The organism is Rhizobium sp. PEPV16 (assembly GCF_008919455.1).
Lineage (GTDB): Bacteria > Pseudomonadota > Alphaproteobacteria > Rhizobiales > Rhizobiaceae > Rhizobium > Rhizobium leguminosarum_Q.
In genome coordinates this window covers 45,833-69,840 of record NZ_VSZV01000340.1, presented here as the reverse complement: position 1 = coordinate 69,840, position 24,008 = coordinate 45,833, and the positions used below count along the sequence as shown (strand labels likewise).

Genomic DNA, 24,008 nt, shown 5'->3' with positions numbered 1-24,008 from the left:
GCGTCGCAGGCCTTTTCGCTCGACCCGAAGATCCCCTCCTATAATGGCGGCAAGTTTCCGCTGTCGACCTATCTCGCTGAGCAGGTGCGGGCGATGATCGCCGATCCCGATCGCTGGCGCCGCCTGCCGGATCAGGTGCGCGACTGGCTGTCGCTGCAGGACGACAAGTCGATGCTGCCGAAGCGCGACGAGTTCCTGATCGAAACCTTCCCGCGCGGCAGCCGCGCCTATATGGTCGCTTATCCCTTCGAAGGCCGTCTTGCCCACCAGACGCTCGGCATGCTGCTCACCCGCCGGCTGGAGCGGATAGGCGCCAAGCCCCTCGGTTTCGTCGCCACCGATTATTCGCTGGCCATCTGGGGCCTCGAGGATATGGGACTGATGATCCGCAATGGCCGGCTCAATCTCTCCGACCTCTTCGACGAGGACATGCTCGGCGACGATCTCGAGGCTTGGCTGGACGAATCCTTCCTGTTGAAGCGCACCTTCCGCAATTGCGCCGTGATTGCAGGCTTGATCGAACGCCGCCATCCGGGCAAGGAAAAGAGCGGCCGCCAGATCACCGTCTCCGCCGATTTGATTTATGACGTGCTGCGCAGCCACGAGCCGGATCACATCCTCTTGCAGGCGACGCGGCAGGATGCGGCGACGGGACTTTTGGATATTGGCCGTCTTGGCGATATGCTGAGGCGAATCAGGGGTCACATCACCCACCGCGCTCTCGACCATATTTCCCCGCTCGCCGTGCCGGTGATGCTGGAAATCGGACGCGAGGCGGTGCCGGGCGAGGCCCATGACGCACTCCTGGCCGAAGCGGCGGATGATCTGATCGCCGAAGCTCTCGCCTGATGAAATATAGGGCCTGACTGACGTATTTGGGAATAAGAGAAGTGATGAACCGCCTGGCGCTGGCGCGCGACATATCAGGACTGGCCGCGATGCCGGGCATCGAGACATCGGTCCATGGCATTGCCGTCGTCTGCGATCCGCTCGGCGCCCTCTATCTGCCCGATGCCGGCCTGCTCGTCGTCTCCGACCTGCATCTGGAAAAGGGCGCAGCCTTTGCGCGCCGCGGCATGATGCTGCCGCCTTACGATACGCTGGCGACGCTGACCGTCCTTGCCGCCGTCATTTCCCGCTATAACCCGAAGCTCGTTATCTCGCTCGGCGACAATTTCCACGACCGCATCGGTTCCAAGCACCTGCCGGAGAATTTTCGCGCCCTGATCGTCGAGATGGCGCGCGGCCGCGAATGGATCTGGATCAATGGCAACCATGATCCGGATGGCATCGTCGATTTGCCGGGCACATCTGCCGACGAGATGCATTATGCCGGCCTGACCTTCCGGCACGAGCCGAAGAACGGTTTGCAGAGCGGCGAAATCGCCGGCCACCTGCATCCGTCGGCGACCGTGCGCCGCCGCGAGAAATCCGTCCGCCGCCCCTGCTTTGCCACTGACGGCGCCCGCCTGCTGATGCCAGCCTTCGGCCTCATGAGCGGCGGTCTGGATCTCGGCCACCAGGCGATGAAGGGCCTATTCGACAAGGCTTTGCTGGTGGCGCATCTGCTCGGCAAAGACCGGATTTATTCTGTCAGGTACGGGAATTTGTGGGGGTAGAGCCCTTCATATTTGGACGGCACCGCCTAGCTCAATCGCACTCCTGCAACTGCCGCTGATACGTCCCTGCCATCCGCGCAAACTTCTGCGCCGTTTGCTGCAACTGCCTGTTTGAGCGCCAGTCGCCGCGTTTGTACCCTGTCGGACCGGAATAATAGGCAAGGTAAAGATTATAGGCATCGTTCAGCGGAATGCCGGTCTCCATGCTGTTCTGATAGTGATACCAGCCGATGAAATCGATCGCGTCGGCGAAGTTCGCCCGCCGCGCCGCCCAGTTCCCCGTCTGCGATTGATAGTGATCCCAGGTCCCGTCGAGTGCCTGCGAATAGCCGTAGGCCGTTGAAGGCCGGGTCCAGGGAATGAAGCCGAACAGCTTGGTGCGCGGCGGCCGCGCATAGGGCTGGAAGCCGGACTCGGTATACATCGTCGCCATCAGGATCGGCACGGGCACGCCGTACTTCTTCTCCGTTCGTTCTGCGGCGCTCTGCCAGCTGGAGAAGAGCCCGTCGCGCTCGTCGAAGACGGCACAGATGTTCCTCGTCTGCTTCGGCGCCGTCGCGCAGCCGGCAAGCAGCGCGAGACCCACGGCCGTCAGAACGATACGAGTACGCATGACAAAACCTCTCGTTTCCGAGAGATTACTAACTCGTAAATGTTAAAAACCGGTTTTTAGTCGAATGCGAACTTCCCCGGCTGCCTCCTTGTGCGGCCAGGGATCGATACCCTGGCCTGACCATCGGACGGCATCCCATCCACTACGCTTTGACGGGCTCGTAGCGCAGGATCACCGCGCCGCCTTCCGTCGTCGAGGATTCGATGAGCTTCAGCGGCACCTGGCCCTCTGCCGGTTTGAAAAGCGGATTGCCGCCGCCGAGGATCACCGGCACCAGGCAAACCCTGATCTCGTCGATAAGGCCGGCTTTCAGCAGAGTGTCGGCAAGCTCGGCGCTGCCGAAGATGAAGATCGTCTTGCCGTCCTCCTGCTTCAGCCGCGTCAATTCGGGGATCGGATCGCTGACGACGCGGGCATTGTTCCAGCCGGGCTCGCTCATCGTCCGCGACACGGCGATCTTGGCGATGCCGTTCATATAGGCCTTGATCTCACCTTCGCCCTCGGCGGTCGGCCAGTAGGCGGCCATGCCCTCATAGGTCTTGCGGCCAAACACCAGCAGATCGCCTTCCCTGCCGAACTGTTCGGCATAGCGCTGCAGCTCGGCCCCCCAGGCGAAATTGTGGAAGTCGATATCCCAAGGCTTCGTGCCTTCGAAATAACCATCGAGTGTCATCAGGTTCCAGACAACAAGCTTTCTCATTTCCATCCTCCTTCTGAATTGCCATCCATCATGAAAACTGGTTGCGTTTAACAACTGGTTGAAAGCTAAACTGACTGATAGCGAAATGCAAGCGGTTTTTTTTGGAGTAGAGCATTCGGGCAAGCAGCTGCTCCCGCAGGCCTTCGCCCTCAGCGCCTTGCCGAGCCTATTTTCGGGAGGAAATCCTGAGCGCCTTGGCTATGGATCAGTCCTTGCGGAAGATCAGGCTGGCACCCCAGCCGGTGATGACGGCGAGCAGTACGGCCGCAAAGCCGTAGAGGATCGGCTGCTCATGCGCCGCATCGGTGATCGTCTGCTCGATGCCGGTCTTGATGACCCGCAGCGGCAACGATTTTTCGGTGACGAAAAGCCCGCTCTTGAACAGGTAGGCGCGCACGGTGTGCACGCCGTTCGGAATGTTTGCCGGCAAGCGCAGGCTCGCCTTGAAAAGGTTGGAGGAAACGAACCGCACGCCGCTCGGGTTGCGGTCGTAGAGCCCGCCACCCTGCTGTAGCCGCCGGAAGGCGTCGCGGAACTCGCCGAGATTGCTGCCGTCGCCGACGAAGCCGACCGGCGTCAGCGGAATGTGGTCGATGCCGATCCCCTGATCGGTCAGCTCGAGCGGTGTCGTCAGATCGTCGATCATACGCGAGCTCGACATCGAATAGGAATGCGGCACCGCTTCGAAGGTCATCGAGCGGGTGTTCACCCAGATGCCGAAGACGCGTTCCTTCCTGCGCACTGTCGCATCCTCGCGCGGGCCCTCCAGCACCACGACCACGTCATATTGGCCGATGGCGAGCAGCAGTTGGTCGGTATTCGAGAGCGCCCCGAAGATGGTCAGATCCGCGCCGTGGAAATCCGAGGTGATGGCGATTTCGCTGGTCGAGGTGCCGATTTCCAAACCTTCACGCACCGCTTCCGTTGCCTGCCCGGGTAGCCACTGCGCTGCGGCTACCGCCGGCAGCAGGCAAAGCAATGCGATGACAGCGGCAGCCAGGCGCATCAATTGCCCACTCCCATCACCACCGAATAGACGTCGGCCGGCGTCACCACCAGAGCGATCGCAAGACGCACGCCGACGGCGAGCACCAGCAGGCCGAGCAGGGCGCGCAGCTGCTCGCCGCGCAGTTTCTGGCCGACGCGCACGCCGTATTGCGCCCCGATCACACCCGCCACCATCAGGATGAAGGCGAGCACGATGTCGACGGAAAAGTTCGTCGCCGCCTGCACGATCGTCGTATAGGCGGTCACGAAGATGATCTGGAACAGCGAGGTGCCGACGACGACATTGGTCGGGATACGCAACAGGTAGATCATCGCCGGCACCATAATGAAGCCGCCGCCGACACCCATGATCGAGGTGAGGATTCCGATCGCAAAGCCGAGTGCCACGATCGGAATGACGCTGAGAAAGATCTTTGATTTCTTGAAGCGCACCTTCAGCGGAAGCTTATGCACCCAGTGCTGGTGGCCGGGCTTGCGCGGTGCGGGCGGCTCGTTGCGCGCTGCCCGCCGCATGGCATTGACGCTTTCGAGCAGCATCAGTCCGCCGACGGTGCCGAGGAAGACGACATACATCAGCGAGATGATGAGATCGAGCTGGCCGATGGCGCGCAGCAGCGAGAAGATCCAGATCCCGACCGTCGCACCCGCAAGGCCGCCGACCAGCAGCACCGTGCCGAGCTTGACGTCGAGCGAGCCGCGCCGGAAATGCGAGATCGCGCCAGATATCGACGACGCCACCACCTGGTTGGCGCCGGTCGCGACTGCGACAACCGGGGGGATGTTGTAGAAGATCAACAGCGGCGTGATGAGAAAACCGCCGCCGACGCCGAACATTCCAGACAGGAATCCGACGGCCGCCCCCATGCCGAGAATGATGAAGATGTTCACCGACAATTCTGCGATGGGCAGATAGATTGTCACAGCCGACCCCGAATGATGACCGCTCCTGCCGGGCGGTTTCTTGTCACGTCCCCGTTCGAATGCGCATCATACTGTGAAATCGTTGCCAGAGGCTTTCGATCGGCCCCGTGATTAGCCATAGAGATTGACGGAGAGATCGGTGGCAGAGGATTCGCCGGATGCGTGGATCGATATGTCCGGGCATAATCCGGCTTTTTTCAGGTTTTGTGACAGGCGACGGCAAAATTGAAAAAAGCCTTGCGGCATAGTGCCGCCAGGCGTTTTTCATCGCCGGAACAGAGAGTCCAGACGATCCCGCGTCGATGCGACGCGCCTCAGATTGCCTTGCTGCCCTGCTTGTTGCGTTCGAGCAGCGCCTTCACGGTCGCATCGGTCACCTTGCCGTCCGGTTCCTGGCCGACAGACTTCTGGAAGTTTTTGATCGCGGTCACGGTCTTCGCGCCCATTTCGCCGTCCGGCACGCCGGCGTCGAAGCCGTTATTGTTGAGGATCGCCTGGATGTTGCGGACCGCCTTCTTCATGTCGACGCTCGCCGTCTTGGCGCCGGTGCCGGCCCACTCGTCGGGAATGTCGATGGCGTTCGTGCGATGGTCGACCGGTTCCGCCTTCCAGAGATCGGCCTTGGCGCGTGCCCGTTCGAGCTGGTCGGGCTTCATGGCTTTGGCCACTTCGTCGCGCTTCTGCGCCGCATCCTTGTCGCCACCCTTGGCGGCGATCGCAAACCATTTGTAGGATTCTTCGAGATCCGCCGGGACGCCATTGCCGCGCGCGCAGAGGATCGCCAGGTTGAACTGGCTGTCGGTGATGCCGAGGTTCGCTGCCTTGGTAAACCACGAGGCGGCCGTTGCATAATCCTGCTGGCCGAGCGCGCCGGAGGCGTAGAGGACGGCGAGATTGTGCATGGCGCTGGCATTGCCTTGGTTGGCCGCCTGTTCGTAAAAACCCTTCGCCTTGGCGATGTCGCGTTCGACGCCGTTGCCCTTTTCGTACATGCTGCCGAGCCGATATTGCGCAGGCGCAAAGCCTTTGTCGGCCGCAATCTGGTACCAGCCTGCGGCCTGCTTCTGATCGACCGCCATGCCGTTGCGGCCGTCGGAATAACGTGCGCCGATCTCGAACAGCGCCAGCGCATCGCCGCCGCTCGCCGCATCGGCAAGCGATTTCGGCTGGACGGTATCGGGAATGGTGATGGCCGGTGCGGGTGCTGCCGCAGCCGGGGCGTTCGGAGCGAAGCCCGATATCTCCTGTGCCGCGCCCGACGGACCCGGAGGGGCAAGGGTCGCTGCCCCTTCGCCGTCAAGCGGCGCCACGTCGGTCAGATGCTCGCCGGCGTCAGGCAGGGTCGCTTCCGGCTGGGTCTGTTCGGCGGCGGGCGGTACAGCATCCGCTGCCGGAGCGGTCGTTCCGAGAGAGGCGGCATCCGGCTGGGCAGGTGTCGCGTCAGGCAAGGCCGGCGACGGATTTTCGGCGCCAGTCAGCGCCGAGACTTCTGCTGGCGGCTGCGGCGCGCTCTCGCCACTTGTCAGCGTTCGGGCCAGCGGAAAGGCCATGATCGCGAGCAGCACGGCGCCGACCGCCAGCAGGATCGGCCGCCGGTAGCGCGAAAAGGCGCTGGTCTTGCCCGTCTTGTCAGAAGCCTTGCCGGCCTTGTCGGCAGTCGCGCCCTTCTTCTCGGCCTTGCCGGCTGCCTGCTTCGGATTGGCATCCACCTCCATCGCGGCCGCCTGCGCCGCACGGCGCGCGGCAGCGATATAATCGGCGCGATCGGTTTCGCCGGCAGGTTTGCCGCGCGCCGCACTCTGGCTGGCGCGAACCCGTTCAAGGATCTTCTTCACGTCAGGCGCGCCCGAACCGGGCTCGAGTAGTTCGTTTGCCGCATCGGTCGGCACCACGTCGGTGGGGTCAATCGACGGCGCGGGGTCGATCATCGGACGTTCGGTCGCCCGGCTCTCGGCTTTCTTGCCGGGCAGTAGCCGCTTGCCGAGGTTGGCGAGCAGGCTGGCCTTTGCCGGTGCCTGTGTCCCTGCCGATGCCGCTGCTGTCTCCGTTGTCCTGGTCGCGGCGTCGATGGCGATCGCGCTCGTTCCGCTCATGGCGGTGGCTTGCGCCGGGGCGGCAGGTTCGGCGGCGACCTCGGCCGTCCGGATAACAGGAGAAGCCTTCGCTGTCGGGGCAGCGGCCGGCGTCCTGTTCAGCTCCGCTTCGGCCACCATCAGCGCATAGGGATCGACATCGAAATCGACGTCGGCGATCGGCATCTGCGCGGCCGGCCGCCCGCGATCTTCCATGCCGTCGAGCCGATCGGCGATATGCACCAGCGTCTCGTGCAGCGCCTGGAAAGTCTTGTGCGTGCGTTCCTCGCTGTCGCGGCTGAGGTCCTCGAGGTGGCGCAGATCTTCGGCCAGCGCCGTCAGCGCCGACATGTCGGCGGCGGGCATGACACCCTGCGGGCCGCCATGGCGCGAATAGGCTTCGACGACGGCCTCTGCCGCCTGGCGTGCGGCCTCGATGATATATTCATCGCTCGTCGCCATGTAATCTTCGATGGCGCCCATGCGCTGGTCGAACTCGGGGGGTATTACAGCGCTTTCGCGCGGCGCGCTCATCAGCGCCGAAAGATTGGCGATCTGGTCTTCGAGGTTCTTCAGCGCCCGCGGATCGGTCGGCGCTGCCGATGTGCTCTCTTCCAGCCGGGCGGCAATGTCGCTCAGCCGTCCTTCGAGACGCAGGAAGGCGCCGTCGTCGACTACCGCGGCCGGTGCCGGTGCCGGCGCCTGCTGCTGATGGGCCATCTCGTCGATGCGCCGGGCGAGATGGTCGAGCCGCTGGGCCAGCACATCGTTGACGGCGCCGTTCTCAAGCGCGTCGATCTTGCGGGAAATGTCGGAAAGCGTGCCGGTGAGATCGGCCTGCGGCGCAGTCTCCTGCGTGCGCTCTAGCAGATAGGAAAGATGTTCCAGCCGTTCGTCGAGCCGCGACGTCGATTCCGCCTTCGTCAGTTCCTCGACGCGTCCCGTCAGTGCCTCCAGCCGCATCGCCAGCTCGTCGGCCGGGTTCACGCGGCTGGCCGCATCATGGCTCATCAGGTCGATCTGGTCGGCGAGCGCCGCAAGCCGGCTTTCCAGCCGCTGCATCAGACCCGGATCATTCGCAGTGGCGGTGCGGCCGCTTGCCGCGATTGCCCGGCTGATCTCGTCGAGCCGCATGTCCATGGCCGCGAACTGTTCGGACATGACCCGGTCGTGCGGCTGGATCATATTGCCGAAATGCTCCATCGCCGTGGCGATTGAGATGAGCTTGTCTTCCAAGGCCCGAACAGCCGGGCTTTCGCCCATGCCGCCGATATGGCGCTTGATATCGTCGAGCCGATAGGCGAGCGAAACGAGCTCTTCCTGCAACCCCTCGGTATCGAGCGCCGCAAGCCGGTTTTCGAAGCCATCCCAGCGATTTTCCAAATGGCGCAGCGAATCTTCGCGCGCCAGCCCGTCCATCAGCGAGCGCAGCTCTTCGAAATCCTCGCGAAGGCCCGTGGCCTCCGGTGCGGCGGAGCGGCCGGTCAGTTGCGTGATGCTCTGGGCCAGGCGGCCCATGTCCGCGCGTATGTCGTCGGCGAAGCGGCCGTCTCCGGCATTTGTCTTGATTTCGCGCAGCTCGGCGCGCAGCGCGTTCATTTCGCGGGTGACGCCCTCGGAAATGTCGCGCTTCAGGTCCTGCCGCAGATTTACGAGCGCCTGGGCGATCTCCGTCATCGTGTCGTCGCCGGCGCGGAAGGCGGGTGCCGGCACCGGGGCAGCGGCGCGCGGCGCAGGTTCACGAAGCTGCGGAGCCTGCTCGCGTGCGTAAGGCCGCTCGCGGCCGGCTTCAAGCGCGCGCTGGCGTTGACGAATTTCGGAGAGCGGATCCGGCCGCGGCTCGGGCAGGGCTTTTGCTGGCCGGGGAGCATGGGAAGCGGCATAAGGATCGCGCTCGGCCGTTGCCGCGCGCGGCCGCTGTTCGCGCCCGCTGCCCATCAGCCCTTCGATGCGCGCCTCCAGCCCTTCGATCGTGCGGTTCAGCGCATCGAGCGAGGTCCTGTCGGACTGTCGGGAAGGATTTGATCGCGATCCGTTCATCTTCTTGCTCGCTTCGACTGCTCGACCCCTCGTCAGAGCTCGATCGTTGGCTTTTCGTCTGCTGCCCGCTTTACGCGGGCCTGAGCGCACCATTCATAAGACGATAGTCAATTAGACTTTCCTCAAGCTGAACGATGTAGCGGCATCCTAAGGGAACGCGAGACGGGGGAAAGGATGCGGATCACTACTGCTCAATCCGCACCTTTCACGAAACGTGGTAAACAAGCCGTTAATGCCGATGGGAATTTTTTAACGTTTGTGTTCCAAACGCCGTTTTTTGGCGGCAATTGCCCCCGAACGCGTCATATCGAATGGCCGCTCGCGCGCTCAGGCCGGCCTGGATATTGCAGCTCGATCTTCACGCCTTTAGGGCCATAGACGAAGACCTGGCCGAGATCGGTGTCGGGAATATCGTAGTATTCGTAGCGATAGCCACCCGCCAGCAGGGCTCAGAAGCTCTCCGTCCAGGGCCGAACTTCCACCTCCAGCGACCATGCGCTGCGGTGCTGGCGAAGCACATCGATATAGGTCTGGGCGATCGCATCCGGCAGCAGCGTACCATCCGGCTTCTCCACCCGGTCCGGCCGGATCTGCGAGCGCACCGCGCCGTCGATGACGAAATGCGCGACATGGATGCCCATCGGCCCGAGTTCGCGGGCGGCACTCTGGGCAAGGCCGCGCAACGCGAACTTGCCCATCGCGAAGGGGGCCGATTGCGCAAATCCCTTCACGCTTGCCGACGCGCCTGTCATGAGGATGGCGCCGCGGCCGCGCGGGATCATCCGTCGCGCCGCCTGCTGCACCACCAGGAAACCGCCGAAAGCAGTGGTCGCAATCGCCTTCTCGACCTCGGCGGGATCGAGTTCGGCGAGCGGGCCGCGCTGACGGGCGCTGGCATTGAAGATCACCACGTCAGGCCCACCGATTGCGGCGGCAGCCTCGTCGAACAGTGCCACGACGCTCGCCGGCTGCGAGACGTCGGCGGTAAAGGCGCTGGCGCCCGTTTCATCGACCAGCGCGTGGAGTTTTTCGATATTGCGGGCGGCGAGCCCGACCTTGACGCCCTGCGCCGACAATTGCCGGGCAAGCGATGCGCTGATGCCGGAGCCCGCACCGACGATGAGTGCGCTCTCATAGGGAAAGTCGGTCATGATGTCTTCCTCGATGGATCGTTCCACAGACGTAGGACGTCGGAACGACTTGCGCTACTGCTCGGCCGAGACTCCGTTCTGCGGTGGACAAGGAAGATGAGATGGCGTCTGCTCCTTTCGGCGCCTTCATGGCCCGCGGATTCGTGCTCTCGAATTTTTTCAAGAAAGACGCCGTAGCTGTAAAATTTGACGTTTACGCAAACGTCAATATTTTGTAAGACAGTGCCCAAGGCCGTCGCAATCCGGTCAGTCGAATGGGAGGAATTTGAGAGATGCCAGTCTACAAGGCCCCGGTGAACGATACGCTTTTCGTCCTGAACGACGTACTGGGTCTCGAGCGCTACAACAATTTGCCGGGTTTTGCCGACGCGACCCCCGATATGATCGAAGCGATCCTCAGCGAGGCCGGAAGGGTTGCCGAAGAAGCTCTCTTTCCGCTGAATTATTCCGGCGATCAGGAAGGCTGCACGCGTCACGACGATGCCAGCGTCTCGACGCCGAAGGGCTTCAAGGAGGCTTATAAAGCCTATCGCGAAGGCGGCTGGATCGGCCTTGCGGTGCCGGAAGAATTCGGCGGGCAGGGGCTTCCCTATACGCTGCATACCGCCGTCGGCGAATATACGTCTGCCGCCAACATGTCGCTGATGATGTATCCGGGCCTGACGCAGGGCGCGATCGCGGCACTCCTCGTCCACGGTTCCGACGAGCAGAAGGCCACCTATCTGCCGAAGATGGTGGACGGCACCTGGTCGGGCACCATGAACCTGACCGAGCCGCATTGCGGCACCGATCTCGGCATGCTGCGCACCAAGGCAGTGCCGCAGGCTGACGGCAGCTACAAGATCTCCGGCCAGAAGATCTTCATCTCCGCCGGCGAGCACGACCTGACTGACAATATCATCCATCTGGTGCTGGCCCGCATCGAAGGTGCGCCCGAGGGTACCAAGGGCATCTCGCTCTTCATCGTTCCGAAATTCCTCGTCGGCGAGGACGGCGAGGCAGGCGCCCGCAACGCAGTCTCCTGTGGTGCGATCGAGCACAAGATGGGCATCCACGCCAACGCCACCTGCGTGATGAATTACGACGAGGCGACCGGCTTCCTGATCGGCGCCGAAAACCGCGGCCTCAACGCCATGTTCGTGATGATGAACGAGGCCCGCCTGATGGTCGGCCTGCAGGGCATCGCCATTTCCGAGATCGCCTATCAGAACGCCGCCAGCTATGCCCGCGACCGCATCCAGGGCCGCTCGTTGTCCGGCCCCAAGGCGCCGGACAAGAAGGCCGATCCGATCATCGTCCATCCGGATATTCGCCGCACGCTGATGACCATCCGCGCCTTCAACGAGGCCGGCCGCGCCTTCCTGCTCTGGACCGCGCTCAAGTCTGATATCGCCCACCGCGCTAGCGACGAGAAGGAGCGCCAGACGGCCGACGACATTCTCGGCCTCGTCACCCCGATCCTCAAGGGTGTGATGACCGACAAGGGCTTCGATCATGCCGTCATGGCCCAGCAGGTCTTCGGCGGCCACGGCTATATCGAAGAACACGGCATGAGCCAGTATGTGCGCGATGCCCGCATCGCCATGATCTATGAGGGCGCCAACGGCATTCAGGCACTCGATCTCGTCGGCCGTAAGCTGGCCTTGAACGGCGGCCGTGCCGCCATGGCCCTCTTCAAGGAGATCGGTGATTTCTGCGAGGAGAACCGCGAGAACGAAAAGCTCTCCTTCTTCACCAAGCATCTGAAGAAGGGCTTGAACGACGTCCAGGGCGCGACCATGTGGTTCATGCAGAATGCCATGGCCAAACCCGACAATGCCGGTGCCGGCTCGACCGACTACATGCACCTCTTCGGCCTCGTCATTCTCGGCTATATGTGGGCGAAGATGGCCAACGCCGCCGAGGACGGCCTTGCATCCGGCGCTGCCGTCCGCGAGGATTACCTGAAGAACAAGCTGGTGACCGCCCGCTTCTTCATGGAACGCCTGATGCCGGAAACCGCGCTTCGCAAGGCCCGCATCGAGGCTGGCGCCGACACGATGATGGAACTGGCCGCCGAAGCGTTTTGAGCTGGTTCTCCCTCCCCCTTGTGGGGAGGGCTGGGGAGGGGTCTTAATCTCCTCCTTCCAAGATTTGAGGCAAGATAGATTGCCGTCAGGGAGATGAGACAATGACCGAGGTTTTCATTTACGACCACGTGCGTACGCCGCGCGGCCGCGGCAAGAAGGACGGCGCCCTGCATGAGGTGCCCTCCGTCCGCCTTGCCGCAAAGACGCTGGAGGCGATCCGCGATCGCAACGGGCTCGATACGGGAACGGTCGACGACATCATCATGGGCTGCGTCGATCCGGTCATGGATGCCGGCGCCGTCATCCCCAAGGCTGCTGCCTTCGAAGCCGGTTACTCCACTAAGGCGCCTGGCATGCAGATTTCCCGCTTCTGCGCCTCCGGCCTCGACGCCGTCAATTTCGGTGCCGGCAAGATCGCCCAAGGGGCCGACGATATCGTCATTGCAGGCGGCGTCGAAAGCATGTCGCGCGTCGGCCTCGGCATGTCCGGCGGCGCCTGGTTCATGGATCCTTCGGTGAATTTCCCGGCCTATTTCATGCCGCAGGGCGTCTCGGCCGATCTGATCGCCACCAAATACGGCTTCAGCAGAACCGATGTCGACGCTTACGCGGTCGAGAGCCAGAAGCGTGCCGCCCATGCCTGGGAAAAGGGCTGGTTCGACAAGTCGGTCATCCCCGTCAAGGATCAGAACGGCCTGACGATCCTGGCAAAGGACGAGCATATGCGCCCCGGCACAGACATGCAGGCGCTCGCCTCCCTCAATCCGTCCTTCCAGATGCCCGGCGAGATGGGCGGCTTCGAGGCCGTCGGCATCCAGGCCCATCCCGAGATCGAGCGCATCAACTATGTCCATCATGCCGGCAATTCCTCCGGCATCGTCGATGGCGCCAGCGTCGTCCTGCTTGGTTCCAAGGCGGGCGGTGAGAGCATGGGCAAAAAGCCGCGCGCCCGCATCAGGGCTTTCGCCAATATCGGCTCCGATCCGGCCCTGATGCTGACCGGGCCTGTCGACGTCACCGAGAAACTGTTGAAACGATCAGGCATGAGCCTTGCCGACATCGATCTCTTCGAACTCAACGAGGCCTTCGCTGCCGTGGTGCTGCGCTACATGCAGGCCTTTGACATCGACCATGACAGGATCAACGTCAATGGCGGCGCCATCGCCATGGGCCATCCGCTCGGCGCCACCGGCGCGATGATCCTCGGCACGGTGCTGGATGAACTTGAACGCCGCGACCTCAACACCGCGCTGGTGACGCTCTGCATCGGCGCCGGCATGGGCACGGCAACGGTTATCGAGAGGGTCTGACGATGGGCTTCAACACCGGCACGATCGAAACCGAATATGCCGAGGTCAGCGAGCACTGGTCGCCCCGCGTCATCGCCGATCTCAACGGCCAGAGCGTCAAGCTAGCCAAGGTTAAGGGTCAGCTCGCCTGGCATTCCCACCGCGACGAGGACGAGCTTTTCCTGATCTGGAAGGGCGCGCTGACCATCGAATATCGCGACCGTCCGCATGTGCATCTGAACGCCGGTGATTTTCATGTCGTGCCAATGGGTGTCGAGCATAATCCGGTTGCTGAGGAGGAATGCTGGATCGTGCTTTTCGAGCCGTCGCTGACCAAGCATACCGGCGATGTCGTCACCGAAAAGACGAAGACCTTAGACGCGCAGCGCAGCCATTTGCCGGCCTGATCGGGGAGGAACCCAATGACCTACACCAATTTCACGCTCGAAACCGACGCCGACGGCATTTCTCTCGTCACCTGGGACATGCCCGGCAAATCGATGAACGTCTTTACCGCGGAGGTGATGGCCGAACTTGACGCGATCATCGACGCCACGACCGCCGGTGCCGCCATCAAGGGTGTCGTCATCACCTCGGGCAAGTCCTCCTTCTCCGGCGGCGCTGATCTTTCGATGATCAAGTCGATGTTCAGCTCCTATCAGGATGAGAAGGAAAAGAGCCCGCAAACGGCGGTGCAGAACCTCTTCGGTTTGGTCGGCCGCATGAGCGGCCTGTTCCGCAAGCTCGAAACATCGGGCAAGCCCTGGGTTTCCGCCATCAACGGCACCTGCATGGGCGGCGCTTTCGAACTGTCGCTCGCCTGCCACGGCCGCGTCGCCTCCAATGCCAAGAGCGTCAAGATCGCACTGCCCGAAGTGAAGGTCGGTATCTTCCCCGGCGCCGGCGGCACGCAGCGTGTGCCGCGGCTGGCGAACGCCCAGGATGCGCTGCAGATGATGACGACGGGCCAGTCGCTGACCGGCTCCCGCGCCAAGGCGATGAACCTCGTCCACCAGGTGGTGGAGCCCGATCAGCTCATCGCGGCCGCAAAGCAGATGATCAAGGATGGCCTGAAGCCGGTCGCCCCGTGGGACGAGAAGGGCTTCAAGGCGCCCGGCGGCGGCATCTGGACGCCGGCCTCTGCCCAGCTCTGGCCGGCAGCTCCGGCGATCCTGCGCAGGGAAACATCGGGCAATTATCCGGCAGCGCTTGCCATCCTGAAATGCGTCTACGAAGGCTTGCAGGTGCCTTTCGACACCGGCCTGAAAATCGAGCAGCGTTATTTCACCGAGGTGCTGCAGACCCGCGAAGCCTTCTCGATGATCCGTTCGCTGTTCATCTCCATGCAGGAGCTCGGAAAAGGCGCCCGCCGCCCGGCAGGTCATGCGAAGACCGAGCTGAAGCATGTCGGCGTCGTCGGCGCCGGTTTCATGGGCGCCTCGATTGCTTATGTCACCGCCGCCGCCGGCATTCCCGTGACGCTGATTGATCGCGACATCGAAGCGGCGACCAAGGGCAAGACCGTCTCCGAAGGTCTGGTCAAGGATTCTGTCGGTAAGGGGCGTCTTACGCAGGATGAAGCAGCTGCACTGCTCTCCCGCATCACACCCTCGGCAGACTATGCCGACCTCACCAATGCCGACCTCGTCATCGAGGCGGTGTTCGAGGATCGCGAGGTGAAGAGAGCGGTCATCGAGGCGGTCGAAGCCGTGCTGCCGGAAGGTGCGATCTTTGCCTCCAACACTTCGACCCTGCCGATCTCAGGTCTCGCCAAGAATTCGAAACGCCCGGCCGATTTCATCGGCATCCACTTCTTCTCGCCTGTCGAGAAGATGATGTTGACCGAGGTCATCCTCGGAAGCGACACCGGCGACAGGGCGCTGGCTGTCGCTCTCGACTATGTTGCAGCCATCAAGAAGACGCCGATCGTCGTCTACGACACCCGCGGCTTCTTCGTCAATCGTTGCGTGCTGCGCTACATGTCGGAAAGCTACGACATGCTGATCGAGGGCGTGCCGCCTGTCATGATCGAGAATGCCGCCAAGATGGCCGGCATGCCGGTCGGTCCGTTGGCGCTCAACGACGAGGTCGCCATCGACCTCTCGCTGAAGATCCTCAAGGCGACGGTCGCCGATCTCGGCGAAAAAGCCATCGACCCCAGGCATATGGAACTCATCTCCCGCATGGTGGAAAAGGAGGGCCGTTTCGGCCGCAAGAATTCCAAGGGCTTCTACGACTACCCGCCGAAACCGGCGAAGAAGTCCCTCTGGCCAGACCTCAAGACCTTCTATCCGCAGAAGCCGACGGATGAGGTTGACGTCAACGTCCTCAAACAGCGTTTCCTCGTCACCATCGCGCTGGAAGCCGCCCGCACGGTGGAGGAAGGTATCGTCACCGATCCGCGCGAAGCGGATGTCGGCTCGATCCTCGGATTCGGCTTCGCGCCCTATACCGGCGGGGCGCTGAGCTATATCGACGGGATGGGTGCCAAGGCTTTCGTGGAACTGGCTGAAAAGTTAGCTAATACTTACGGAAGTCACTTCAAGCCGACGCCACTGTTGAAGGACATGGCCGCCAAGGGCGAGACGTTCTACGGACGGTTCGACCCCTATGCGAAGATGGGGCAGGCGGCTTAGGCCTCTGTATCTGCCGCGGCGCGCTCCTCTGCCCTGCCGGGCATCTCCCCCACAAGTGGGGAGATTAGCTGGGCGCGACGGCTTCCCCTATCATATCCGTTACGGCAAGACGCCGAAGAGGTCCGGTGAGCCGGCGGCTTGCCGATCTCCCCACCTGTGGGGGAGATGGCCGGCAAGCTAGAGGGGGCTGGACACGCACGACGTCAAAGAAATCCTCCCTCAGCCCGCTCGACTTTCCCTTGCTGCGGCCTTGCCACGGACACAATTTCCGATTACATGTTCGCGCATCGATCTTGCTAGATGAACTTTGAAACGGCCTCGCGTCGTTCCTGGCGAACTTCCTCCAAAATCGGTTTTCATCGCCGCTCGGCATTTATCCGAGCTGCAGTCTTCTATGAACGATTCGAAAAGGATATCGTCATGAGCACAGGTACCGTAAAGTGGTTCAACGCAACCAAGGGCTTCGGCTTCATTCAGCCGGATGACGGCGCAGCCGACGTTTTCGTCCACATCTCCGCCGTTGAACGCGCTGGCATGCGCGATCTCAAGGATGGCCAGAAGCTGTCTTACGAGCTCGTCCGCGACAACAAGTCCGGCAAGATGTCGGCAGACCGCCTCCAGGCGGCCTGAGCCTTCAAGGCTCTAAATATCACCTCCGGATCGTGACCACGGATGTACTGGCACTTTTCGTTGAGATAGCAGGGAAGGTCGGGTTAACCCGGCCTTTTTTTGTGTCTGGTCGGTTGATGCTGTGCCCAGTTGGCGGAGTAGCCGGCCACGGCACGATCTTAAAGAATCTTTCGTTTGGTCAAGCTGAATACGGCGCCGGCGACAACAAATCCTGCAAGACAGCAAAGCCCCTCAACCGCCGGCCGTCTCGCCACCCTCCAGCATCTCCATCACCCGCGCCATCACCGCCCGTGCCGCATCGAGCTCGGCTGACGTGAAAGCGGCGCCTAGCGCGTCGGCCCAACCGGCTTGCGCGACCTCGATGACACCGAGCCGCGCCGCCCCTTCTTCCGTCAGTCGTACCAGCTTGGCGCGCTGGTGCTGCGGGTTGTCGGCATAGGCGATCAGGCCTTCGCTCTCCAGCACGTCGGCAAGCCGCTGCACGCCCTGGCGGGCGAGGCCGAGCGCGCGGGCGATCTGCGCCACCGACATGCCGCCGCGTCGTGCCGCGGCCAACACCTGCCAGCGCGCGCTCGTCTGTCCCGCCGGCTTTGCCAACTGGTCGCCCGCCGCCGTCAGATGACCGGCGAGGCGAAGGGCGGTGATTGCGAAAGCGGAAAAGGCATCCCCCTCCATCGTTCGCTCCGGTCGATTTTGTTTGACAACATGTTGTCGATTTTGTATCTCATCCATAATGACAACATATTGTCATATCAGTAGACTGAAGGCAACGCCGAAGGAGGAAAGCGCCGTGAAGAAAACCTACAAGGGAAGCTGCCATTGCGGCAAAGTGCATTACGAGGTGGACATGGACCTCGAGGAGGGCACCGGCCGCTGCAATTGTTCGATCTGCGCCAAGCGTCGCTATTGGGGCGCCAACGTCAAGCCGGAGGACTTCCGGCTGATGTGCGACCAGGCGGAGACCTCCGACTATCAGTTCAACACCATGAGCGGTCATCACCGCTTCTGCCGCACCTGCGGTGTGCCGGCCTATGGCGACGGTTATGTCGAAGCGATCGGTGGCGCCTATGTCTCGATCAACATCGCCTGCCTCGACGATATCACCCCTGAGGAACTGGCAGCACTGCCGGTCCGTTATGCCGACGGCAGGCACGATGCCTGGTGGAACGAACCGGCGGTGACGAGTTATCTCTAGAGCATGATGCCGAAAAGTGTGAGCGGTTTTCGGACGACATCATGCTCAGCTCGAAGTCGATGTCGGATCGTCGTCCTCCCCTTCGTCCTCTGTCAATAACGCAGAAGGAGACCGATTGTGAAAGACGAAGCGAATGCCAGGATCGACGAAGAGGCGATCATCGCCATGCTGATGATGCGGGCCAAGGCGCTGGGCGAAAAAAATGCCAAGGATGCGCTTTCCTACGAGACCGAGGATGAGATCGAATTTTCGCTGGCGCCGCCGCTGGTCTATTACGGCAAGGACGAGGCGGGCCTGCAGGCCTGGTTCGATACCTGGGAAGGCCCGATCGGCGGCGATGTGCGCGATGCCAGACTGACGGTTGGCGAGGATGTGGCTTTCTGGAGCGGCCTCACGCGCATGACCGGGACCAAGACCGACGGCGCCGCCGTCGATCTGTGGTTCCGCCAGACCCTCGGCCTCGTCAAGCAGGATGGCCGCTGGCTGGTTGCCCACCAGCACGCCTCGGTGCCCTTCGCCATGGATGGCAGCGGCCGGGCGCTGCTCGATCTCAAGCCGTGAAGTGTCAGGCAGCACTCCCCGCGACCTTCCGCCGGTCGGCGCGAATGCTCACCAATCCGACGCCCATCAAAAGCAGGATCGCCGTCGCATAGATATCCGTCGTCAATGCGTAACCGGCCGACTTTGCCAGGAACCCGGCCAGGATCGCCGGCAGGCTGAAGGCGAGGTAGCTCTGGACGTAGAAGGCCGATAACAGTCCGGCCCGCTCGTCCGCCTTGGCAAGCGGCATGATGGTGCCGATCGACCCGAGGAAATTGGTGCCGAAACCGACGCCGGTAAAAATCGTGCCGACGAGCAGCAGCGCCACATTGGCAAGATGCACGCCGGCAACGACCGTCAGGATGCCGAGCGTCTTGGCCGACACGCCGAAAGCGAGATTGGCCGAGGCCGTCTTGCTGCGCCTGAGATAGACGGCGATTGCTCCGCTCACCATCAGCGCGGTGACGACGGCCCCGCCCGTCAGCGGCGCCCGGCTGCCGGTCGTGCTGGCGACCAAGGACGGGACCAGCGAGAGATAGAAGCCGGCAAGCGTCCAGTTGGCGATGTTGATCGGCGTCACCAGCGAGAGCGGCCGCTTCACCTGCTTGGGAATGGTGACCCGCGGTATCAGCGAGCCGAGCGCGCCAGGCCGCGTGCCGCCGGTCTCGCCTGTCAGCCAGATGGCGGCTGCCTGCAGCGTGAAGGCGACGAGCAGCAGCGCATAGACCAGATGCATCGGGAAGGGGCCGTATTGGATCAGGGCGCTGGTGCCCACTGCCCCCACCGCCATGCCGCAAAGCGGCGCGATCGAATTGACGATCTGTCCCTTTGCCCGGTCGACATCGACGAGCGCCGCTCCGATCGAGGCGCCGGCGATTCCCGTTGCCAGTCCCTGCACGATCCGTGCTGCAATCAGCCAGCCGGGACCGCTCGCGACGACGAAGAGGCCCATGGCGACGATTTCGAGCGCGAGGGCGAAGAAGATCACCGGCTTGCGGCCGAGGTGGTCGGAGATCGAACCGGCGATCAACAGCGCCGCCAGCAGCGCGAAGGCATAGACCGCAAAGATCACCGTGATCAGCACCGGCGAGACGGAGAAGTTTTCCTCATAGATCCGGTAGAGCGGCGTCGGTGCGGCGGAGGCGCCGAAGAAGGTCGCGAGCGTCAGCGCATGAAAGCCGATCGAGGGGCGCGGCGAATTCTTGGTGGATTTGGCTGCGGCGAACATATATAAGCCCCTTAAAGCTAAGCCGTTGCTTTAGCCTATGTAGAGCCGGCATTTCGTAAAAGCAAATTATTTGCGTTAATAGGTCTGTCAAAGATTTTGAACCATCGGTGGCAAGGAGAGAAAGTCGGGTTGCACACGTGACAGTGAAAGAGAATCTCCGTCCGGGCGGCAGAAGCGCCCGGGTTCAGGCATCGGTGCACAAGGCGGTCCGTGAGCTGATGGCCGAGATGAGCCGCGCCGACGTGACGATCCCGCTGATTGCCGGCAAGGCGGGGGTAACGCCGTCGACCATCTATCGCCGCTGGGGCGACCTGCACGAGCTTCTTGCCGATGTCGCCGTCGATCGGCTGCGGCCGGATATGCAGCCGATCGATGCCGGCAGCGGCAAGGCCGATCTCGAAACCTGGGCCGAGCAATATGCCGAGGAAATGTCCTCCGGTCCGGGCCGCGAGATGATCCGCGACGTGCTGGCGGCGCAGGCGGGCGCGAACGCCTGTAAATGCAGCGAATATACCCGCCAGCAGATCGACGTCATCGCCGAGAGGGCGAAGGCCCGCGGCGAGGCCTTTCCGGATGTCGAGCGCGTCATGGACCAGGTCGTGGCGCCGATCATGTACCGCATCCTGTTTGGCGACGTGCCGGCAACAGCGCGCGTGCACGATCTGGTTGCGCGTGTCATGGGCACGACGGACTGAGTTTTGTGTTACTCCGCGGCGGCGCGCTTGATGCCGGAAATCTGGGTGATATAGGCGCGCAACGCTGCCGGCCGCACCGGCTTGTGCTGGACGGCGATGCCGTATCGCTCGGCCTCGCTGCGCACCTCCGGCGTGCGGTCTGCCGTGATCAGCAAAGCGGGGATATCGGCGCCGAACTGCCGGCGCAGATGCAGGATCGCGGCAATGCCGGTGCCGTCGCCGAGATGGTAGTCGGCGATGACGATATCAGGCGCTCCCTCCTGGCCATCGACGGTGTTGGCGTCGGCGAGGCAATTGAGCGACTCCACCTCGCAGCCCCAGCCGCTGATCAGGAGCCGCATGCCTTCGAGGATCTTCGGCTCGTTGTCGATGCAGAGGATCTTCAACCCGCTCAGCGGCTGGCCGGGGCGGTCGGCGGGCGCAATCGCTGCTGCAGCCGCGGCCGTGCGCGACACGTCGAGCGGCATGGCAATGCGGAATTCCGTGCCCTTGCCATGCGTCGACTGCAGCTCGACCGGATGGTTGAGCACGCGGGCGATGCGGTCGACGATCGACAGGCCGAGCCCGAGGCCGGAGGCGGTTTTCGCGCCTTCGTCCAGCCGCGCGAATTCCTTGAACACGGTGCGGAATTTCGACGGCGGGATGCCGATGCCGGAATCGATCACCTGGATGATCACCTGGTTGCCGCGCCGCCGCGCCCCGACCAGCACCTTGCCTGAAATCGTGTATTTGATGGCGTTGGAGACCAGGTTCTGCACCAGCCGGCGCAGCAGATTGGGATCGGAGCGGACGCGCAGCGACGTCGGCATGACCACCAGCTTCAGCCGCTTTTCGCGGGCGATCGGCGCAAAATCGGTCTGGATACGCTCCAAGAGGTCGGATAGCGCGACGGAGGCGAGCCGCGGCCGCATGGCACCGGTATCGAGCCTGGATATATCGAGCACCGCGCCGAGAATGGTCTCGACCGATTCCAGCGCGGAATCGATGTTGCGCACGATCGGGCTGTTGTCGGATTGCGCCATGCGCTCGACCAATGCCGAGGAATAGAGCCGGGCGGCGTTCAGCGGCTGCAGGATATCGTGGCCGGCGGCAGCGAAAAAGCGTGTCTTGCCGATATTCGCCTCGTCGGCGGCGGCGCGCGCCTCGCCGAGTTCGCGGTTGACGCGGGTAAGCTCGGCGGTGCGTTCGGCGACCCGCTGCTCCAGCGTCTCATTCGCCTGTTTCAGCGCTTTATCGGCACTGACGCGCTGGGTGATGTCGGTGAAGGTGGCGACGATGCCCTTGTCGGGCATGGCATTGGAGCGCACTTCGATGATCCGCTCGCCGCCGCCGAGCACCAGCGAAAAGGGTTTGTCGAGCGTCAGGAAATGCCGGACCGTCTGGCTGAGATCGCCGGGCGCGATGTCGCCGCGCTGGCTGAGCGTGGTAACGATTTCGGACAAGGGAAAACCGACCTGGCCGGCATTCTCAGGCAGGTCCAGCAATTGCCGGAAGCGCCGGTTCCAGATCGTCAGCCGGTTGGAACTGTCGAAGACGGCAATGCCCTGGTCCATCTGCGAAAGTGCTGTCTGCAACATGTCCTGGTTATATTGCAGCGCCTCGCTCGCCTGGTCGAGCAGCCAGGCGGTGTCGGAAGAGGCATCCTCGATCTTCTGCAGGATCAATGACAGCACCAGCCGGGCCGAGGACGAGCCGATGGCGCTGCCGAGCAGCTGTTCGCTGAAATGGATGAGCGCCATGTCGGCCGGCTGCTCGTCTTCCAGCTTGCGGCCGGAGCTTTGTTCGTAGGTCGTCAACGAGCGCTGCATGCGCTCTTCGCCGAGGTAGCGCGAGATCGCCGCCTTGAGATCGCCGACGCTGATGCGGGTCTTCCAGCCGCGCGTGGCAAATTGCGAACGCGAATGCCGCTTGACGAAGATGCCGGCCTGGATGCGCTCCAGCGGCTTGGCGTTGCGGGTGAGCGAGCCGACGACGAAGAAGGCGGTGTTGACCATCAGGCTCATCGCCGTCGCGTTGACCAGCGGATCGGCGTCGGGAGCAGTGAACAGCGTGGTCCCGGGAAAGATGAAGCCGAGCACGGCGCTCGCCACATAGGAATAATCGGGGCCGCCGAGCGAGGGCAGGAACAGCAGGTAGATCCAGATGACGAAGCCGGAGGTCAGCCCGAGGATCGCGCCGCGCGCATTCGCCCGCCGCCAGATCAGCCCGCCGAAAAGCGCTGGGGCGATTTGCGCGATCGCGGCAAAGGAAAGAAGGCCGATCGAGGCAAGGCCGGCGGTGCTGTCGGTCGAGCGGTAATAGGCATAACCGAACAGCAGCACGGCGAAAATGGCGCTGCGGCGGATGTTGAGCAGCGTCTTGGCAAAATTGTCGCGCTGGCCGGCGCGGCCGGCGAGTTTGCGCCTGAGGAAGATCGGCATGATGATGTCGTTCGACACCATGATCGACAGTGCGACGGAATCGACGATGACCATCGCCGTTGCGGCGGAGAAACCGCCGATGAAGATGATCAGCGAAATGACGGGCATCTGGCCGGCAAGCGGCAGCGACAGCATGTAGAAATCGGCATTGCCGGTGCCGCCGAAGGTCAAGAGCCCGCCGATTGCCACCGGCAGCACGAAGAGATTGATGGCGATGAGATAGGTGGGAAACAGGAAACCTGCGAGTTTCAGCTGTTTCGGAGTTCGGTTTTCGACAACCGTCACGTGGAATTGCCGCGGCAGCAGGATGATCGCAAAGGCCGACAAGATGATCAGGGTGATCCAGCGGCTGATCGGCGTATGGTAGTTGAGCGCCGACATGACCAGCTCATTGTCGACGGTCTTGCGCCAGAGATCGGTCGGGCCATCGAACAGAAACCAGATGACGCAGACGCCGGCCGTCAGGAAGGCGACGAGTTTGACCACGGATTCCATCGAGACGGCGAGGATGAGGCCATCCTGATGTTCCGTCGCATCCGTATGCCGCGTGCCGAACATGATGGCGAAGCAGGCAAGCACCAGCGTTGCGGCGAGCGGCAGGTCGAGAAAATAGAGATTGCCGCTGCCGATGCCGTAATCGGACGGATTGACCATGGCGCTGACGGTGCTCGAGATCGCCTTGAGCTGCAGCGCGATATAAGGAATGGCGCCGATCAGCGAGATCAGTGCGACGATCGTGGCGACCGTCGGGTTCTTGCCGTAGCGCGCGGCGACGAAATCGGCAACCGAGGTGAGCTTCTCCGCCTTGGCGAGCTCGATGATGCGGCGAAGCAGCGGCATGCCGAGCGTGAAGACGAGGATCGGGCCGATATAGATGCCGGCAAATTCCAGGCCCCGTTGCGCCGCAAGCCCGACGCTGCCGAAATAGGTCCAGGAGGTGCAGTAGATCGCAAGGCTCAGCGCATAGACCACCGGCCATCCGCTCAGCGTGCCCGATCCGAGCGTGCCCTGGCTGCGGTTCTTGCGGTCGCCATAGCTAGCCACGGCGAAAAGCAGGAGCAGATAGCCGAAGGCAGACGCGAATATAACCCAGCCTGGAAGCATTGACCCTCCGCCGGCGGAAACCCGCCGGGACCTCCCGCAACGCGGGTCAGCTTAGGTCATTTCAGGCACTTTGAAAAT

At 62.7% G+C, this 24,008-nt stretch carries 18 protein-coding genes and 1 pseudogene; 10 read left to right on the top strand and 9 right to left on the bottom strand.

Annotated elements, in window-relative coordinates:
* Together FY112_RS38035 and pdeM are read left to right on the top strand one after the other, a co-directional pair.
* Positions 1 to 849, top strand: a pseudogene (locus FY112_RS38035) (DNA ligase-associated DEXH box helicase); the annotation flags it as partial.
* Positions 850 to 893: 44 nt separating this feature from the next.
* On the top strand, positions 894 to 1,619 hold the full coding sequence (gene pdeM, locus FY112_RS26280; protein WP_151519631.1) for a ligase-associated DNA damage response endonuclease PdeM: 726 nt from the start codon (positions 894 to 896) through the stop codon (positions 1,617 to 1,619).
* 31 nt (positions 1,620 to 1,650) lie between these two features.
* Here the strand turns inward: pdeM and FY112_RS26275 are convergent, their stop codons facing one another.
* From FY112_RS26275 to FY112_RS26250, 6 genes are all read right to left on the bottom strand, one after another.
* Positions 1,651 to 2,232, bottom strand: a complete 582-nt coding sequence (locus FY112_RS26275) for a transglycosylase SLT domain-containing protein (RefSeq protein ID WP_151519627.1) — start codon at positions 2,230 to 2,232, stop codon at positions 1,651 to 1,653.
* Positions 2,233 to 2,374: 142 nt separating this feature from the next.
* A complete protein-coding gene (locus FY112_RS26270) occupies positions 2,375 to 2,932 on the bottom strand; it encodes a dihydrofolate reductase family protein (protein WP_131628017.1) in 558 nt (185 codons plus the stop codon).
* A 205-nt stretch (positions 2,933 to 3,137) separates the two neighbouring features.
* The gene (locus FY112_RS26265; protein ID WP_026158513.1) at positions 3,138 to 3,938 is read right to left on the bottom strand and encodes a TIGR02186 family protein; all 801 of its coding nucleotides are present in this window, start codon (positions 3,936 to 3,938) and stop codon (positions 3,138 to 3,140) included.
* Positions 3,938 to 4,861, bottom strand: a complete 924-nt coding sequence (locus FY112_RS26260) for a sulfite exporter TauE/SafE family protein (protein ID WP_017958886.1) — start codon at positions 4,859 to 4,861, stop codon at positions 3,938 to 3,940. Before FY112_RS26260 ends, FY112_RS26265 begins: the two co-directional genes overlap by 1 nt.
* A gap of 314 nt (positions 4,862 to 5,175) precedes the next feature.
* A complete protein-coding gene (locus FY112_RS26255; protein WP_151519626.1) occupies positions 5,176 to 8,973 on the bottom strand; it encodes a peptidoglycan-binding protein in 3,798 nt (1,265 codons plus the stop codon).
* A gap of 449 nt (positions 8,974 to 9,422) precedes the next feature.
* Positions 9,423 to 10,124, bottom strand: coding sequence for an SDR family NAD(P)-dependent oxidoreductase (locus FY112_RS26250; RefSeq protein WP_151519625.1), 702 nt, complete (start codon positions 10,122 to 10,124; stop codon positions 9,423 to 9,425).
* Positions 10,125 to 10,396: 272 nt separating this feature from the next.
* Here FY112_RS26250 and FY112_RS26245 point away from each other — a divergent pair, with 272 nt between their 5' ends.
* The 5 genes from FY112_RS26245 (at position 10,397) to FY112_RS26225 (ending at position 16,748) form a co-directional block, all read left to right on the top strand.
* Positions 10,397 to 12,193 (top strand): acyl-CoA dehydrogenase C-terminal domain-containing protein, encoded by a 1,797-nt coding sequence (locus FY112_RS26245; protein WP_151519624.1) that lies wholly within the window; start codon positions 10,397 to 10,399, stop codon positions 12,191 to 12,193.
* 101 nt (positions 12,194 to 12,294) lie between these two features.
* Positions 12,295 to 13,503, top strand: a complete 1,209-nt coding sequence (locus FY112_RS26240) for an acetyl-CoA C-acetyltransferase (protein ID WP_017958891.1) — start codon at positions 12,295 to 12,297, stop codon at positions 13,501 to 13,503.
* Positions 13,504 to 13,505: 2 nt separating this feature from the next.
* Complete coding sequence (locus FY112_RS26235) at positions 13,506 to 13,889, top strand: cupin domain-containing protein (protein WP_131718643.1); 384 nt, start codon at positions 13,506 to 13,508, stop codon at positions 13,887 to 13,889.
* Between the two features lie 15 nt (positions 13,890 to 13,904).
* Positions 13,905 to 16,118, top strand: coding sequence for a 3-hydroxyacyl-CoA dehydrogenase NAD-binding domain-containing protein (locus FY112_RS26230; protein ID WP_151519623.1), 2,214 nt, complete (start codon positions 13,905 to 13,907; stop codon positions 16,116 to 16,118).
* Positions 16,119 to 16,538: 420 nt separating this feature from the next.
* Entirely contained in the window at positions 16,539 to 16,748 is a 210-nt protein-coding gene (locus FY112_RS26225) for a cold-shock protein (protein WP_003545273.1), read from the top strand.
* Positions 16,749 to 16,979: 231 nt separating this feature from the next.
* On the opposite strand, the gene FY112_RS26220 is transcribed toward FY112_RS26225, so the two are convergent.
* Positions 16,980 to 17,423 (bottom strand): MarR family transcriptional regulator, encoded by a 444-nt coding sequence (locus FY112_RS26220; RefSeq protein ID WP_026158514.1) that lies wholly within the window; start codon positions 17,421 to 17,423, stop codon positions 16,980 to 16,982.
* Between the two features lie 115 nt (positions 17,424 to 17,538).
* Between FY112_RS26220 and FY112_RS26215 the strand changes: the two genes are divergently transcribed.
* A complete protein-coding gene (locus FY112_RS26215) occupies positions 17,539 to 17,943 on the top strand; it encodes a GFA family protein (protein WP_011650379.1) in 405 nt (134 codons plus the stop codon).
* Positions 17,944 to 18,060: 117 nt separating this feature from the next.
* Positions 18,061 to 18,504, top strand: a complete 444-nt coding sequence (locus tag FY112_RS26210) for a nuclear transport factor 2 family protein (RefSeq protein ID WP_017958896.1) — start codon at positions 18,061 to 18,063, stop codon at positions 18,502 to 18,504.
* A 4-nt stretch (positions 18,505 to 18,508) separates the two neighbouring features.
* On the opposite strand, the gene FY112_RS26205 is transcribed toward FY112_RS26210, so the two are convergent.
* Positions 18,509 to 19,711 (bottom strand): MFS transporter, encoded by a 1,203-nt coding sequence (locus tag FY112_RS26205; RefSeq protein WP_151519622.1) that lies wholly within the window; start codon positions 19,709 to 19,711, stop codon positions 18,509 to 18,511.
* Between the two features lie 137 nt (positions 19,712 to 19,848).
* Between FY112_RS26205 and FY112_RS26200 the strand changes: the two genes are divergently transcribed.
* Positions 19,849 to 20,406, top strand: a complete 558-nt coding sequence (locus FY112_RS26200) for a TetR/AcrR family transcriptional regulator (protein ID WP_094086759.1) — start codon at positions 19,849 to 19,851, stop codon at positions 20,404 to 20,406.
* 8 nt (positions 20,407 to 20,414) lie between these two features.
* Here the strand turns inward: FY112_RS26200 and FY112_RS26195 are convergent, their stop codons facing one another.
* Positions 20,415 to 23,930, bottom strand: a complete 3,516-nt coding sequence (locus FY112_RS26195) for a PAS domain-containing hybrid sensor histidine kinase/response regulator (RefSeq protein WP_151519621.1) — start codon at positions 23,928 to 23,930, stop codon at positions 20,415 to 20,417.
* Positions 23,931 to 24,008: the final 78 nt, after the last annotated feature.